The sequence below is a fragment of the Sneathiella chungangensis genome, assembly GCF_009882935.1.
GTDB classification, from domain to species: Bacteria; Pseudomonadota; Alphaproteobacteria; order Sneathiellales; family Sneathiellaceae; genus Sneathiella; species Sneathiella chungangensis.
Window position 1 is genome coordinate 1 of sequence record NZ_WTVA01000012.1, and the last position, 15,708, is coordinate 15,708.

The following is a 15,708-nucleotide window of genomic DNA, read 5'->3' on the forward strand; positions in this document are numbered from 1 at the left end:
ATGGACGAGGGTCTGCGCTTCGCCATCCGCGAAGGCGGACGCACCGTCGGCGCCGGCGTCGTCGCCTCCGTAACCGCTTGAGGACGACAAGAAAGAATTGTCTTAATCAGCGAGACGACTACATAAAGACACAGGTTAGTCCCGGGCGCCGGCAATTGACGTCGGCGGCCCGGGATTGACCGTTCAGGGCGGAGGAGTGTAGCTCAATTGGTAGAGCACCGGTCTCCAAAACCGGGGGTTGGGGGTTCGAGTCCCTCCTCTCCTGCCAATCTGGTTGATCTATGTGTAAAAGTCTTGTATACCGCCGGGTCATTCACCGGAAGAAGGATTTTTGAAGAATTATGGCAAAGGTAAACCCAGGAGCTTTTATCCGCCAGGTGCGGCAGGAAGCCTCGAAAGTCACATGGCCGACCCGCAAGGAAACGCTGGTGACCACGGGGATGGTCTTTGTCATGGTGTTTTTGGCGTCCATGTTCTTTTTCCTGGTTGACTCCGGCATCCAGGTCGCCATCAAAGCAATTATGTCTCTGGGTTCCTGATCACATGGCAAAACGTTGGTACATCATTCATGCCTACTCGGGCTTCGAAAAGAAGGTTGCGCAATCCGTAAAGGAGCAGGCGATCGTCAAGGGCATGGCCGACTTGTTTGACGAAGTGCTGGTGCCGGTCGAAGAGGTTGTCGAAGTCCGCCGCGGCCAGAAGGTCAATGCGGAGCGGAAATTCTTCCCGGGCTATGTGCTCGCCCATATGGAGATGAATGACGAGACGTATCATCTGGTGAAGAACCTGCCGAAGGTGACTGGTTTCCTCGGGAACGGCAGCAAACCGACACCGATCTCCGAGAAGGAGGCGCTGGCGGTGCTCAACCAGGTTCAGGAAGGCATCGAACGGCCGAAACCGTCCGTCACCTTCGAGCTGGGTGAGGAAGTCCGGGTCAGCGATGGGCCGTTTGCGACCTTCATGGGTCTGGTCGAGGAAGTCGATGAGGAAAAGGCGAAACTGAAGGTGTCGGTTTCGATTTTTGGCCGCTCGACACCGGTCGAGCTCGATTATTCGCAGGTCGAGAAAAGTTAAGTTACAGAATTCCGCATGGTGCGGATCGTTGTGGGAGGCCGGCCATGGTCGCACCACGACCCCTTAAAATCGAAGAGGGTATACAATGGCAAAGAAGATTAAAGGCTATATCAAGTTGCAGGTCCCGGCGGGACAGGCAAATCCGTCTCCGCCCATCGGCCCGGCTCTGGGTCAGCAGGGCGTCAACATTATGGAATTCTGCAAGGCATTCAATGCCTCGACCGGCAGCATGGAAGGCGGTATGCCGATCCCGACCGTGATTACGGTTTACGCGGACCGGTCGTTCAGCTTCGTAACCAAGACACCGCCGGCCTCCTACTTCCTGAAGAAGGCGGCCAAGCTGAAAAAGGGCGGAAGCACGCCGAGCCGCTCTGTTGCCGGCACGGTGACCGAAGCGCAGGTCCGCGAGATTGCCGAAGCGAAGATGGTGGATCTGAATGCCAATGATATCGACGCAGCGATGAACATCATTAAAGGCTCCGCCCGTTCCATGGGCCTGGAAGTAGTGGAGTAGGATCATGGCAAAACTGACGAAAAAGCAAAAAGCGGCAGCGGACATGATTGATCGCGAAAAATTCTACGCGCTGGACGAAGCTGTCGAGATTATCAAATCGAACGCCAAATCGAAATTCGATGAAACCGTTGAAATCGCCATGAACCTTGGTGTCGATCCGCGGCATGCGGATCAGATGGTGCGCGGTGTGATCCAGTTGCCGAACGGGACGGGCAAGTCCGTCCGCGTGGCCGTGTTCGCCCGCGGCGACAAGGCCGAGGAAGCCAAGAAGGCCGGTGCCGATCTGGTCGGCGCGGAAGACCTGATGGAAAAAATTCAGGGCGGCGAAATGAATTTCGACCGCTGCATCGCAACGCCGGACATGATGGCGGTTGTCGGTCGTCTCGGCAAGGTGCTGGGCCCGCGCGGTCTGATGCCGAACCCGAAACTGGGGACTGTGACGCCGAACGTCGGTGAGGCGGTCAAGGCAGCCAAGGGCGGCCAGGTGGAATTCCGCGCCGAGAAAAGCGGCATCGTTCATGCCGGCCTCGGCAAGTCGAGCTTCACGAAGGAAGCCTTGAGCGAGAACATCCGGGCCTTTGTTGACGCGGTGGCGAAATCAAAGCCGAGCGGAGCCAAGGGAACATTTATCAAGAAGATCGCCGTAAGCTCGACCATGGGCCCGGGCGTGAAGCTTGAAATCAGCGACGTGATCTGACGCTGATAGAAGAATTTGCTGTCTTTTCGAAGGCGGCAAGTGTCGGGCTGGTTCGCCGGCCCGTCTGTCCAAGACTGCAGGTGTTTCCATTGTCTCCGGGCCGTGGAAATTTAAAAGCAAATGTTGCCTGCATAGACAGGGAAGCTAAAAAATTCGCTGCTTGTCAGCAATTCAGGTGGACCTGGGACAGTTTAACCGGATCCGGCAGGTGCCGGGTTCAAGTGTAAACGGAATGCCTTGAAGAGTTTGAGGTATTTCAAAACTGGAGACGACGAGTGGACCGATCGCAAAAAGAAGCGGTGGTTGCCGAACTGAACGGTGTCTTTAATGACGCGGCTGTTGTTGTTGTCGCTGAATACAGTGGTCTCACTGTGGCGGAAATGACAGAGCTGCGCGTAAAGATGCGGGATGCCGGTGCCAGCTTCAAAGTGACAAAAAATCGGCTTGCGCGTCTCGCTCTTGATGGCACGGACTACAGTTCCCTGTCCAGCAAACTGAAAGGTCCCGTGGGAATCGCTTATTCAAGCGATCCTGTCGCGGCCCCGAAAGTTGCAACGGATTACGCAAAGGGGAATGAGAAGTTTATCGTTATCGGTGGCGCCATGGGGGCAACCGAACTTGATCCTGCCGGGGTCAAGTCGCTTGCAAGCATGCCGTCGCTTGATGAACTTCGCGGAAAACTGATTGGCCTGATCCAGGCGCCTGCGACGAAAATCGCCGGTGTCCTTCAGGCGCCTGCTGGTCAGTTGGCCCGTGTCCTGGCGGCGAAAGCCGAACAGGGTTAGATGTAATAGCCAGTTAGAATTGAAACCAAACCGTTAGGTTTACCTGAGGAGAATAGTAAAATGGCCGATCTCGAAAAGATTGCCGAAGATCTTTCCAGCCTTACCGTGCTGGAAGCTGCAGAACTTGCAAAACTTCTGGAAGAAAAATGGGGCGTATCCGCCGCGGCACCGGTTGCAGTTGCTGCTGTTGCTGGTGGTGCGGGTGGCGATGCTGCTCCGGCTGAAGAAAAGGATGAATTTGACGTTATTCTGGCCGCTGCCGGCGAGAAGAAAATCAACGTCATTAAAGAGGTCCGTGCGATTACGGGTCTCGGCCTTAAGGAAGCAAAGGATCTTGTTGAAGGCGCGCCGAAACCTGTCAAGGAAGGTGTTGCAAAAGAAGAGGCCGCAAAAATTAAAGAACAGCTCGAAGGCGCTGGCGCAACTGTTGAACTTAAATAAGCAGTTGTGTCTGCGCGACCTTCGGGTGGCGAAATTGGTAACGGGGAAGGCGGCATTTGCTGCCTTCCCCGCAGCCGCTTTCTAAGCGGGCATATGTTGATCCGGCGGGATTTTAAATACGCGGCTTTTCCGGCGGCCTGAAGACGGAAAGAATTTAGCAGGATTTTCAGCGGCTTAGCCAATTGATGGCGATCTGCGGAAGGTTCGGCGCACAGCCTTTTCGATAAAGGTTGTTTTTTAGTTGGCCAAGAAACATACGGGGATTTGGCATGGGCATATTGCAGTCGTTCACCGGTCGCAAGCGCGTTCGTAAGAATTTTGGAAGTATCGAGGCGGCAACCGAAATGCCGAACTTGATTGAGGTTCAGAAAACTTCCTACGATGCGTTTTTGATGAAAGACACGCCGCCTGATGCGCGCGGCGATGAAGGTCTTCAATCTGTTTTCAAATCCGTTTTTCCGATCAAGGACTTCGCGGACACGGCGAGCCTTGAGTTTGTCTCGTATGAATTCGAGGCACCGAAATACGACGAGGAGGAGTGCCAGCAGCGCGGCATGACTTTTGGCGCGCCGCTCAAAGCGACACTGCGCCTGATCGTGTTCGAAGTGGACCCCGACACGGAAGCGAAATCCGTTCTCGATATCAAGGAACAAAGCGTCTACATGGGCGACATGCCGCTCATGACCGACAAGGGGACCTTTATCATCAACGGCACCGAACGCGTGATCGTCTCCCAGATGCATCGCAGCCCCGGTGTCTTCTTCGACCATGACAAGGGCAAGACCCATGCCAGCGGCAAGCTTCTGTTCGCCGCCCGGGTGATTCCCTACCGGGGTTCCTGGCTCGATTTCGAATTCGACGCGAAGGACATCGTGCATGTGCGCATCGACCGCCGTCGCAAGCTGCCGGTGACGACGCTCCTGCAGGCGCTCGACATGTCCCATGAGGACATCCTCGCCTATTTCTATGACCGGGTGGATTACAAGCTCGAGAAGAAGGGCTGGCGGACTCCGTTCAACATCGAACGCGTGCGCGGCAGCCGCCTGATCCGCGATCTTGTCGACGCCGATACACAGAAAGTCGTCGCCGAAGCCGGAACAAAGATTACCCAGCGTCTCGCCAAGAAACTGATGGATGAGGGCCTGAAGGACATGCTCGTCGGCCATCTCGATCTCGTCGGCCGCTTCGTCGCGGAAGATCTGATCAACGAGAAGACCGGCGAAGTTCTGGTTGAGGCCGGTGACGAGCTGACGGAGACCCTGATCGATCAGCTCGAGGCGTCAGGGTTCAAGGAAATCCCGACGCTGGACATCGATAATGTCAATGTCGGGCCCTATATCCGCAATACGCTGGCGGTGGACAAGAGCAGCTCCCGCGATCAGGCGCTGATCGATATTTACCGCGTGATGCGCCCCGGCGAGCCGCCGACAGAGGAAACGGCAGAAGCGCTGTTCAATGGTCTGTTCTTCGATTCGGAACGCTATGATCTTTCCGCCGTCGGCCGGGTGAAGATGAACCTCCGCCTCGACCTTGATGCGGAAGACACCGTTCGTGTTCTGCGTAAAGAGGACATTCTCGCCGTCGTCAAAACCCTTGTCCGCCTGAAGGATGGCCATGGGGAAACCGACGATATCGATAATCTCGGCAACCGCCGAGTTCGTTCCGTCGGCGAGCTGATGGAAAACCAGTACCGCATTGGCCTGCTTCGCATGGAGCGCGCCATTCGCGAACGCATGAGCTCGGTCGAGATTGATACCGTCATGCCGCATGACCTGATCAATGCGAAACCGGCCGCCGCCGCCGTGCGGGAGTTCTTCGGTTCAAGCCAGCTCAGCCAGTTCATGGACCAGACCAACCCGCTCTCGGAAATTACGCACAAAAGGCGCCTGTCCGCACTTGGACCGGGCGGCCTGACCCGCGAGCGTGCCGGCTTTGAGGTGCGCGACGTGCATCCGACCCATTATGGCCGTATCTGCCCGATTGAAACGCCGGAAGGCCCGAACATCGGCCTGATCAACTCGCTGGCGACGTTCGCACGGGTGAATAAGTATGGCTTCATCGAAAGCCCGTATCAGCGTGTCGAAAACGGCAAGCTGACCGGGGAAGTCAAATATCTCTCGGCCATGGAGGAGAGCAAGCATACGATCTCCCAGGCCAACGCGGCGCTCGACGAAAATGGCATGTTCACGGAAGATTTCGTGCGCTGCCGGGCGCAGGGCGAATATGTTGTCGCCAAGCCCGAAGACGTGACCTATATCGACGTGTCTCCGAAACAGCTGGTGTCCGTCGGTGCGGCACTTATTCCGTTCCTGGAAAATGACGATGCCAACCGCGCCCTGATGGGATCGAACATGCAGCGTCAGGCCGTTCCGCTTCTTCGCGCCGAGGCGCCGTTCGTCGGCACCGGCATGGAAGAACGGGTGGCCCGCGATTCCGGCGTGGCAACAGTTGCCAAGCGTGCCGGTATCGTTGATCAGGTGGATGCGACCCGTATCGTTATCCGGGCGATCAACGAGGAAGACCTCAGCAAATCCGGTGTCGATATCTACAACCTGCTGAAGTTCCAGCGCTCGAACCAGAATACCTGCATCACCCAGCGCCCGCTGGTGAAAGTCGGTGACAGGGTTGAAGCGGGGGACATCATCTGCGACGGTCCGTCAACGGATCTGGGTGAGCTTGCCCTCGGCCGGAACGTGCTGGTCGCCTTCATGCCGTGGAATGGGTATAACTTTGAGGACTCCATCCTGATCTCCGAACGGATCGTGAAGGACGACGTCTTCACCTCGATCCATATCGAGGAATTCGAGGTTATGGCCCGCGATACGAAGCTGGGCCCGGAAGAAATCACCCGTGATATTCCGAACGTCGGCGAAGAGGGGCTGAAAAACCTCGACGAAGCCGGGATCGTTTATGTCGGTGCGGAAATCCAGCCGGGCGATATTCTTGTCGGCAAGATCACGCCGAAGGGTGAAAGCCCGATGACGCCGGAAGAAAAACTCCTGCGCGCCATCTTCGGTGAGAAGGCCTCCGACGTTCGCGATACGTCGCTGCGCCTGCCGCCGGGGGTTGCCGGTACGGTCGTTGAAGTTCGTGTCTTCAACCGCCACGGCGTTGAGAAGGACGAACGCGCGCTCGCCATCGAACGCGATGAGATCGAGCATCTGGCAAAAGACCGTGATGACGAAAAGGCCATCCTGGAGCGGACGATCTATGACCGCCTCAAAGGCCTGCTGGTCTCGCAGAAGGTTGCTTCGGGCCCGAAAGAATTCAAGGCGAATGAAGAAATCACGTCCGAGAAGCTGATGGAACTGCACCCGGGTGTCTGGTGGCAGATCAGCGTCAAGGACGACGCCGCGATGGAGAAGATCGAGCAGCTCAAGAAGCAGTATGACGAGGCCATTGGTGGCCTGCGTGCCCGCTTCGAGAACAAGGTCGACAAGCTGCAGCGCGGGGATGAACTTCCGCCTGGGGTGATGAAGATGGTGAAAGTCTTCGTTGCCGTGAAGCGCAAGCTTCAGCCGGGTGACAAGATGGCCGGCCGTCATGGCAACAAGGGTGTTATCTCCCGCATTCTGCCGGAAGAGGATATGCCGTATCTGGAAGATGGCAAGCCGGTCGATATCGTGCTCAACCCGCTGGGCGTGCCTTCGCGTATGAATGTCGGGCAGATCCTGGAAACGCATCTCGGCTGGGCCAGCCATGGTATCGGCACCCAGATCACCGAGATCATGACCCGGATCCGTCTGGGCGCCACCGATCTGGAGCCGCTGAAAGCCAAGCTGAAAGAGGTTTACGGCGAGGAAGAATACGAGGAAAAGATCTCCGGCATGTCGGACGAGCAGTTCCTCGAACTCGGCGGCAACCTCAAGAACGGCGTGCCGATGGCGACCCCGGTTTTCGACGGCGCCAAAGAGGAAGACATCAACCGTCTTCTCGAAATCGCCGGTCTGGATACCTCCGGTCAGGTCACGCTTATCGACGGCCGGACGGGGGAACCCTTTGATCGCAAGGTGACGGTGGGCTATATCTATATGCTGAAGCTGCATCATCTGGTCGATGACAAGATCCATGCGCGGTCGATCGGACCATACAGCCTGGTCACCCAGCAGCCGCTGGGCGGTAAGGCGCAATTCGGCGGACAGCGTTTCGGTGAAATGGAAGTCTGGGCCCTGCAGGCCTATGGCGCCGCCTACACCCTGCAGGAAATGCTGACCGTCAAGTCGGACGACGTGGCGGGCCGGACGAAAGTCTATGAAGCCATTGTCCGCGGTGACGATACGTTTGAAGCCGGTATCCCGGAAAGCTTTAACGTTCTGGTCAAGGAAATGCGGTCCCTGTGCCTGAATGTCGAACTTTCGCAGATAGGTTACTGATAAGGTTGGCCCCGGGTCATGCCGGGGCCAATTGCCACGTTGGTCACAGACAGTTATTTTACAGGCCGCTATCAAGCGCCTCCCGGGGACCCCGGGGTTTAAAAGGAGAGATGGTCCATGAATGAGTTGATGAACCTTTTTGGTCAGCCACAGGGCACTCAGGCTTTTGATGAAATCCGTATTTCGATCGCGTCACCGGAGAGGATCCGGTCCTGGTCGTTCGGCGAGATCAAAAAGCCCGAAACCATCAATTACCGAACCTTCAAGCCGGAAAAAGACGGTCTTTTCTGCGCGCGCATCTTCGGTCCGATCAAGGATTACGAATGCCTGTGCGGCAAGTACAAGCGGATGAAGTACCGCGGGATTACCTGCGAGAAATGCGGCGTCGAGGTGACCCTGTCGAAGGTGCGCCGCGAACGCATGGCGCATATCGAGCTGGCCTCCCCGGTTGCCCATATCTGGTTCCTGAAATCGCTTCCCTCCCGCATCGGCCTGCTGCTCGACATGACGCTGAAGGATCTCGAGCGGATCCTCTATTTCGAGAACTATGTGGTCATTGAGCCCGGCCTTTCGCCGCTCAAGCAGTTCCAGCTTTTGAGCGAGGAAGAATATCTTGATGCGCAGGACGAGTATGGTGAGGACGCCTTCACCGCCGGTATCGGCGCCGAGGCGATCCGCGATATTCTCGCCGCTCTCGATCTTGAAACCATCCGCGATGAAATCCGCGAGGAAATGGCAACGACGACGTCGGAAGCCAAGCCCCGCAAGCTCGCCAAGCGCCTGAAGATCATCGAGGCTTTCATGGAATCGGGCAACCGTCCCGAATGGATGATCCTGCAGGTGATCCCGGTCATTCCGCCGGAATTGCGCCCGCTGGTGCCGCTCGATGGCGGCCGCTTCGCGACCTCCGACCTCAACGATCTGTATCGTCGGGTGATCAACCGGAACAACCGTCTGAAACGCCTGATCGAGCTGCGCGCGCCGGACATCATCGTTCGCAACGAAAAGCGCATGCTGCAGGAATCCGTCGACGCCCTCTTCGATAACGGCCGTCGTGGCCGGGTGATCACGGGCGCCAACAAGCGGCCGCTGAAATCCCTTTCCGACATGCTGAAAGGCAAGCAGGGCCGGTTCCGCCAGAACCTGCTCGGCAAGCGCGTCGACTATTCCGGTCGTTCAGTGATCGTGGTGGGGCCGGAGCTGAAGCTCCATCAATGCGGCCTGCCTAAAAAGATGGCGCTCGAGCTGTTCAAGCCCTTTATCTACGCCAAGCTCGAACTCAAGGGCATGGCGGCGACCGTGAAGATGGCGAAAAAGCTGGTCGAGAAGGAACGCCCGGAAGTCTGGGACATTCTCGAAGAGGTGATCCGCGAGCATCCGGTTCTCCTCAACCGCGCGCCGACGCTTCACCGTCTCGGCATTCAGGCATTTGAGCCGGTCCTCATCGAGGGTAAGGCGATCCAGCTGCATCCGCTCGTCTGTACCGCCTTCAACGCCGACTTCGACGGCGACCAGATGGCGGTTCATGTACCGCTCTCGCTGGAAGCCCAGCTTGAAGCCCGCGTTCTCATGATGTCGACGAACAACATCCTGAGCCCGGCAAGCGGCAAGCCGATTATCGTGCCCAGCCAGGACATCGTTCTCGGCATCTATTACCTGACCATGGATATCGCCAACGAGCCGGGTGAGGGGATGGTGATTGCCGATGTCGCGGAAGCCCAGCATGCGATCGACAACAAGATCCTGACGCTGCACAGCAAGATCAAGACCCGCATCTCCGTGGTCCAGGAAGACGGCACCGAAGTCCGGAAAGTGGTTGAAACAACGCCGGGCCGCATGCTGATCGAGGAAATCCTGCCGCGCAATGCGAAAATCAGCTTCGATCTGATTAACCGCCTGCTGACGAAGAAGGAAATCACGCAGGTGATCGACGAGGTCTACCGCCATTGCGGTCAGAAGGAGACGGTTATCTTCGCGGACCGGCTGATGGGACTTGGGTTCTCCCATGCCTGCCGCGCCGGTATTTCCTTCGGCAAGGACGACATGCGCATTCCGGAAGCGAAAGAGCGGCTGGTTGAGGAAACCCGCAAGCTCGCCGAGGAATATGAGCGCCAGTATTATGACGGCCTGATCACCCAGGGCGAGAAATACAACAAGGTCATTGACGCCTGGTCACAATGTACGGACCGGGTCGCCGACGAGATGATGAAAGTCATTGAAGCGGTAGAAATGGATGAGGATAACCGTCAGGTCGGCATTAACTCCATCTACATGATGGCCAACTCCGGTGCCCGTGGTTCCGCCGCCCAGATGAAGCAGCTTGCCGGTATGCGCGGTCTGATGGCCAAGCCCTCCGGTGAGATCATCGAGACGCCGATCATCTCCAACTTCAAGGAAGGCCTCAGCGTTCTTGAGTATTTCAACTCCACCCATGGCGCCCGTAAGGGTCTTGCCGATACGGCGTTGAAAACCGCGAACTCCGGTTACCTGACCCGCCGTCTCGTCGACGTCGCCCAAGATTGCGTCGTGATCGAGGAAGATTGCGGCACCGAGAAAGGCGTCACGGTTCGTGAAGTCGTGGAGGGCAGTGATGTGATCGCGACGCTCAGCGACCGGCTTCTTGGCCGCACCGCGGCTGTGGATGTCATCGACCCGTCGTCGGGTGATGTGATCGTCGCCGGCGGCGAGATGTTCGACGAGGCAAGCTCGTTGCTTGCGGAAACCTCCGGCGTGGAACAGGTTCTGATCCGCTCGGTTCTGACCTGTGAAACCAAGGGCGGCATTTGCGGTAAATGTTATGGCCGTGATCTTGCCCGCGGGACACCCGTCAATATCGGCGAGGCGGTCGGCGTTATTGCCGCCCAGTCGATCGGCGAGCCGGGAACGCAGCTTACCATGCGCACATTCCATATCGGCGGGACGGCGCAGGTTGCGGAAGTCTCCTCCATTGACGCCTCTCACGACGGGACGATCAAGATCGATAACCGCAACGTCGTTGTGAACAGCAGCGGCAACCCGATCGTGATGGGCCGGAATTCGGAACTGGTGCTTGTCGATTCCAACAATCGTGAGCGGGCGCGCTATCGGATCGCCTACGGTACGCGATTGCTGGTCGATGAAGGCGCCGAGGTCAAGAAGGGCGACAAGCTGGCGCAGTGGGATCCGTTCACCACGCCGGTTATCACCGAGCTTGAGGGTAAAGTCAGCTACAAGGACCTGGTTTCCGGTGTCTCCATGGCCGAACAGGTCGACGAGGCAACGGGTATCGCCCGGAAAGTCGTCGTTGACTGGAAGTCCCAGCCGAAGGGCAGCGACCTGCGTCCGCGTATCACCTTGCGCGGCGACGATGGAGAACTCCTGACGCTTCCAAGCGGTCACGAAGCCCGCTACTTCCTGCCGGTGGACGCAATTCTGTCGGTAGAAGACGGGGCGGATGTGCAGGCCGGTGACGTGCTCGCGCGTATTCCGCGTGAAGGCTCCAAGACAAAGGATATCACGGGTGGTCTGCCGCGGGTGGCCGAGCTTTTCGAAGCCCGCCGTCCGAAGGACCATGCGATCATCGCCGAGGCCAGCGGTTTCGTCGAATTTGGCAAGGACTACAAGTCCAAGCGCCGGGTTTCGATCCGGCCGGAGGAGGAAGGCGCCGAGCCGATCGAATATCTCATCCCCAAGGGCAAGCATCTTGCTGTCAATGAGGGGGACTATGTCCGGGTCGGCGACTATCTTCTCGACGGGAACCCCGCGCCGCATGATATCCTGAAGGTTCTGGGTGTCGAGGCGCTCGCCAACTTCCTGATCAATGAGATCCAGGACGTTTATCGCCTGCAGGGCGTGAAGATCAACGATAAGCATATCGAAGTGATCTGCCGTCAGATGCTGCAGAAGATCGAGATCGAGAAACAGGGCGACAGTTCCTTCCTGATCGGCGAGCAGATCGACCGCGAGGAATTCGAGGCACAGAACGAGAAACTCGTCGCGGCAGGCAAGGCGCCGGCGGAAGGCAGCCCGATCCTTCTCGGTATCACCAAGGCAAGCCTGCAGACCAACTCCTTCATCTCGGCCGCGTCCTTCCAGGAAACGACCCGGGTCCTGACGGAAGCGTCTGTTGCCGGCAAGAAGGACACTCTGATGGGTCTCAAAGAGAACGTCATTGTCGGCCGTCTGATCCCGGCAGGTACCGGCGCCCAGATGAACCGTCTCAAGCTGGTGGCAGCGAAACGCGACAAGGAAATCCAGGAGAATGCCGAAGCGGCAGTCGAGATGCTGGAGCCCGAAGGCGCCGGAGAAACCTCCGCCGCAGAGTAACGCGGCGAGAATCAGCGTCTTCTATCGCCAATCCGGCGATGGGAGAGGGAAGAAAAGCGAGAGCGGCGCCCCTGATCGGGCGCCGTTTTCTGTTATGGGGCGGGTAATCGACTGGTCTCGTCGACGAATTCGGGACCGATATCACAAAATTGCCCGATTCAGTCCCAGATAGGAGGAGAAGGAGGGCCGAAATCGGCAGCAGAAGAAGATTAACAAAAAGGCAATCTTTTCTGCTTGACTGTACCGGACCTCCCCAATATATTGCGCGCTCCTGACAACAGTCGTGTACTAATTTTTCCGTGTGTCGTTGGGATTTTTTAAAAAAACACACGTGTTAAGTCTCTTCGGGTGGACGCAAAAAACCTGACCGCGAGCAGAGCCGCAACTGCACGCGGCTGTTCTATTTGCGGTGACGAATGATAGGAAGAAGAATGCCTACTATTAATCAGCTGATCAGAAACCCCCGCAAGGCGCCGGTTTCGCGTAATAAAGTGCCCGCCATGGAGGCGTGCCCGCAGAAGCGTGGTGTTTGCACGAGAGTTTATACGACGACTCCGAAGAAGCCGAACTCGGCACTTCGTAAGGTTGCCCGCGTGCGTCTGACGAACGGTTTTGAAGTCACCAGTTATATCCCCGGCGAAGGCCATAACCTCCAGGAACATTCCGTTGTTCTGATCCGTGGCGGTCGTGTGAAGGACTTGCCGGGTGTTCGTTATCATATCATTCGTGGCGTGCTGGATACGCAAGGCATTGCGGATCGCCGTCAGCGTCGCTCCAAATATGGCGCGAAGAAGCCGAAATAAGGAATTAGTCGAATGTCACGTCGTCACGCAGCTGAAAAACGCGAAGTTCTCCCTGACGCAAAGTTTGGGGACGTTGTTCTGACCAAGTTCATGAACTCCCTCATGTTTGACGGGAAAAAGTCTACCGCCGAAGGCATTGTTTATGGTGCTTTTGACATCATTGAAAAGAAGACGGGATCGAGCCCCGTTGACGTCTTCCATGAAGCCCTCGATAAAATCAAGCCGGATATCGAAGTGCGCTCCCGCCGGGTTGGTGGTGCGACCTATCAGGTGCCGGTCGAGGTTCGCTCGGAGCGCGGTCAGGCGCTCGCCATCCGTTGGCTGATCGCCAGCGCGCGCAAGCGCAGCGAGGTGACCATGGTGGACCGCCTGTCCGGCGAAATTCTTGATGCCTCGAACGACCGGGGTGGTGCGGTCAAGAAGCGTGAAGACACGCACAAGATGGCTGAGGCGAACCGCGCGTTTGCCCACTATCGCTGGTAACTGGTTTTATATACGCAAGCTTGATCTAGGATTTCCGACATGGCACGCAAAACGCCCATCGAAAGATACCGCAACATCGGGATTATGGCCCATATTGATGCCGGTAAGACGACAACGACGGAACGCATTCTGTACTATACCGGTGTGTCTCACAAAATCGGTGAGGTGCATGATGGCGCCGCAACCATGGACTGGATGGAGCAGGAGCAGGAGCGCGGTATCACCATCACCTCCGCGGCGACGACCTGTTTCTGGAAGGATCACCGCATCAACATCATCGATACGCCCGGTCACGTGGACTTCACGATTGAAGTCGAGCGCAGCCTTCGCGTCCTTGACGGCGCGGTTGCCGTATTTGATGGCGTTGCCGGCGTTGAGCCGCAGTCTGAAACAGTCTGGCGCCAGGCGGATAAATATCGCGTGCCGCGCATGTGCTTCGTCAACAAGATGGACCGCACTGGCGCTGATTTTTATCGCTGCGTTGAAATGTTCAAGACCCGCCTTGGCGCGAAACCGCTTGTTCTGCAGCTCCCGATTGGTTCTGAAGCCGAGTTTGAAGGCGTTGTCGATCTGATCAAGATGAAGGAAATCGTCTGGAGCGGTGAAGAGATGGGCGCATCCTTCGAATATCGCGACATTCGTGCCGATCTCGCGGATCAGGCGGCCAAATATCATGAAGCCATGGTCGAGACGGCCATTGAGGCGGATGAGGCTGTGTTCGAGGCCTATCTTGAAGGCGAAGAGCCGAGCGAGGAAACCCTTCGCGCTTGCATTCGTAAGGGAACGCTTGCCGCGACCTTCGTTCCGGTGCTGACGGGAACGGCTTTCAAGAACAAGGGTGTCCAGCCGCTTCTTGACGCGGTTGTCGAATTCATGCCCTCTCCGACGGATATCGGCGGCACGCATGGTATCGACGTGAAAACGGAGCAGGATATCGAGCGTCTTCCGTCGGATGATCAGCCGTTTGCAGGCCTGGCGTTCAAGGTGATGACCGACCCGTTCGTGGGCTCGCTGACCTTCGTTCGCATTTATTCGGGCGTTCTTGAATCCGGTACGCAGACATTGAACTCGGTCAAGAACAGCCGTGAGCGTGTGGGCCGTATGCTGCAGATGCATGCCAACAGCCGGGAAGATGTGAAAGAGGCGCGCGCCGGTGACATTGTTGCTATCGCTGGGCTGAAAGACACGACGACCGGTGATACGCTGTGCGATTCTGCAAAGCCGGTTATCCTTGAGCGGATGGAGTTCCCGGAGCCGGTTATCGAGATTGCGGTTGAGCCGAAAACCAAGACTGACCAGGAAAAAATGGGTGTTGCCCTGAACCGTCTGGCAAAAGAAGATCCGTCTTTCCGCGTCTCTTCGGACATCGAAAGCGGTCAGACGATCATCAAGGGCATGGGCGAATTGCATCTCGACATCATTGTCGATCGCATGAAGCGGGAATTCGGGGTAGAGGCCAACATTGGTGCGCCGCAGGTGGCGTATCGTGAAAGCATCACCAAGCAAGCCGAACTTGATTACACCCATAAGAAGCAATCAGGTGGTTCGGGTCAGTTCGCCCGCATCAAGATTGTTGTTCAGCCGGGCGAACCGGGCGCAGGATTCACTTTCAGTGACACCATTACCGGTGGTTCGGTTCCGAAAGAATATATTCCGGGTGTTGAGAAGGGTGTACGTGATATCGTCGAAACGGGCGTGCTGGCTGGCTTCCCGTTGATTGACGTGGATGTGACCCTGGTTGATGGCGCCTATCATGACGTCGACAGCTCGGTCATGGCCTTTGAAATTGCCGGTCGTGCCGCGATGCGCGAAGTTGCCCGCAAGGCGGGGCTGCGCCTGCTCGAGCCGATGATGAAGGTCGAGATCGTGACGCCTGACGAATATATCGGCGATGTCATGGGCGACTTGAACAGCCGGCGCGGTCAGGTGACCGGAACGGAACCGCGCGGTGTCGCGCAAGTTGTCAATGCCATGGTGCCGCTGGCCAATATGTTTGGCTATGTGAATAACCTGCGTTCCCAGACACAGGGTCGCGCAACATTTTCCATGGTCTTTGATCATTATGAACCTGTGCCACAACACGTTTCAGACGAAGTTCTGGCGAAGTTGGCGTAACGCAAAAGCTGAGGCAGCCGGAGAAAACGGAGAAATAAAATGGCCAAAGAGAAATTTGATCGTAGTAAACCGCATGTAAACATTGGAACGATTGGTCATGTTGACCATGGGAAGACGA

The 15,708-nt window shown here is 57.0% G+C and carries 13 protein-coding genes and 1 tRNA gene; all 14 read left to right on the top strand.

The genetic code is table 11. The features are described from left to right. A partial coding sequence (locus tag GQF03_RS11580; protein ID WP_206673076.1) for an EF-Tu C-terminal domain-related protein occupies window positions 1–81 on the top strand: 81 nt, incomplete at its 5' end. A 111-nt stretch (window positions 82–192) separates the two neighbouring features. Then, window positions 193–268, top strand: a tRNA-Trp gene (locus tag GQF03_RS11585). A 73-nt stretch (window positions 269–341) separates the two neighbouring features. Continuing rightward, the gene (gene secE / locus GQF03_RS11590; RefSeq protein WP_161339454.1) at window positions 342–539 is read left to right on the top strand and encodes a preprotein translocase subunit SecE; all 198 of its coding nucleotides are present in this window, start codon (window positions 342–344) and stop codon (window positions 537–539) included. Between the two features lie 4 nt (window positions 540–543). Then, window positions 544–1,074, top strand: a complete 531-nt coding sequence (gene nusG / locus GQF03_RS11595) for a transcription termination/antitermination protein NusG (RefSeq protein WP_161339455.1) — start codon at window positions 544–546, stop codon at window positions 1,072–1,074. A gap of 85 nt (window positions 1,075–1,159) precedes the next feature. Continuing rightward, window positions 1,160–1,588, top strand: coding sequence for a 50S ribosomal protein L11 (gene rplK, locus GQF03_RS11600; protein ID WP_161339456.1), 429 nt, complete (start codon window positions 1,160–1,162; stop codon window positions 1,586–1,588). 4 nt (window positions 1,589–1,592) lie between these two features. Further along, complete coding sequence (gene rplA / locus GQF03_RS11605; RefSeq protein WP_161339457.1) at window positions 1,593–2,285, top strand: 50S ribosomal protein L1; 693 nt, start codon at window positions 1,593–1,595, stop codon at window positions 2,283–2,285. Between the two features lie 275 nt (window positions 2,286–2,560). Then, window positions 2,561–3,070: a 50S ribosomal protein L10 gene (rplJ, locus tag GQF03_RS11610; protein WP_161339458.1), complete on the top strand. Its 510-nt coding sequence runs from the start codon at window positions 2,561–2,563 to the stop codon at window positions 3,068–3,070. Window positions 3,071–3,130: 60 nt separating this feature from the next. Next, on the top strand, window positions 3,131–3,511 hold the full coding sequence (gene rplL / locus GQF03_RS11615) for a 50S ribosomal protein L7/L12 (protein WP_161339459.1): 381 nt from the start codon (window positions 3,131–3,133) through the stop codon (window positions 3,509–3,511). Between the two features lie 269 nt (window positions 3,512–3,780). Further along, window positions 3,781–7,884 (top strand): DNA-directed RNA polymerase subunit beta, encoded by a 4,104-nt coding sequence (gene rpoB / locus GQF03_RS11620; RefSeq protein WP_161339460.1) that lies wholly within the window; start codon window positions 3,781–3,783, stop codon window positions 7,882–7,884. Window positions 7,885–8,001: 117 nt separating this feature from the next. Then, window positions 8,002–12,189, top strand: coding sequence for a DNA-directed RNA polymerase subunit beta' (gene rpoC, locus GQF03_RS11625; protein WP_161339461.1), 4,188 nt, complete (start codon window positions 8,002–8,004; stop codon window positions 12,187–12,189). Window positions 12,190–12,620: 431 nt separating this feature from the next. Further along, window positions 12,621–12,992 (top strand): 30S ribosomal protein S12, encoded by a 372-nt coding sequence (rpsL, locus tag GQF03_RS11630; protein ID WP_161316330.1) that lies wholly within the window; start codon window positions 12,621–12,623, stop codon window positions 12,990–12,992. Window positions 12,993–13,004: 12 nt separating this feature from the next. Next, on the top strand, window positions 13,005–13,475 hold the full coding sequence (gene rpsG / locus GQF03_RS11635; RefSeq protein WP_161339462.1) for a 30S ribosomal protein S7: 471 nt from the start codon (window positions 13,005–13,007) through the stop codon (window positions 13,473–13,475). A 39-nt stretch (window positions 13,476–13,514) separates the two neighbouring features. Continuing rightward, the gene (fusA, locus tag GQF03_RS11640; RefSeq protein ID WP_161339463.1) at window positions 13,515–15,590 is read left to right on the top strand and encodes an elongation factor G; all 2,076 of its coding nucleotides are present in this window, start codon (window positions 13,515–13,517) and stop codon (window positions 15,588–15,590) included. A gap of 39 nt (window positions 15,591–15,629) precedes the next feature. Further along, window positions 15,630–15,708, top strand: a 79-nt coding sequence (locus tag GQF03_RS18915) for a hypothetical protein (protein ID WP_241691216.1), incomplete at its 3' end; no start/stop codon positions are given.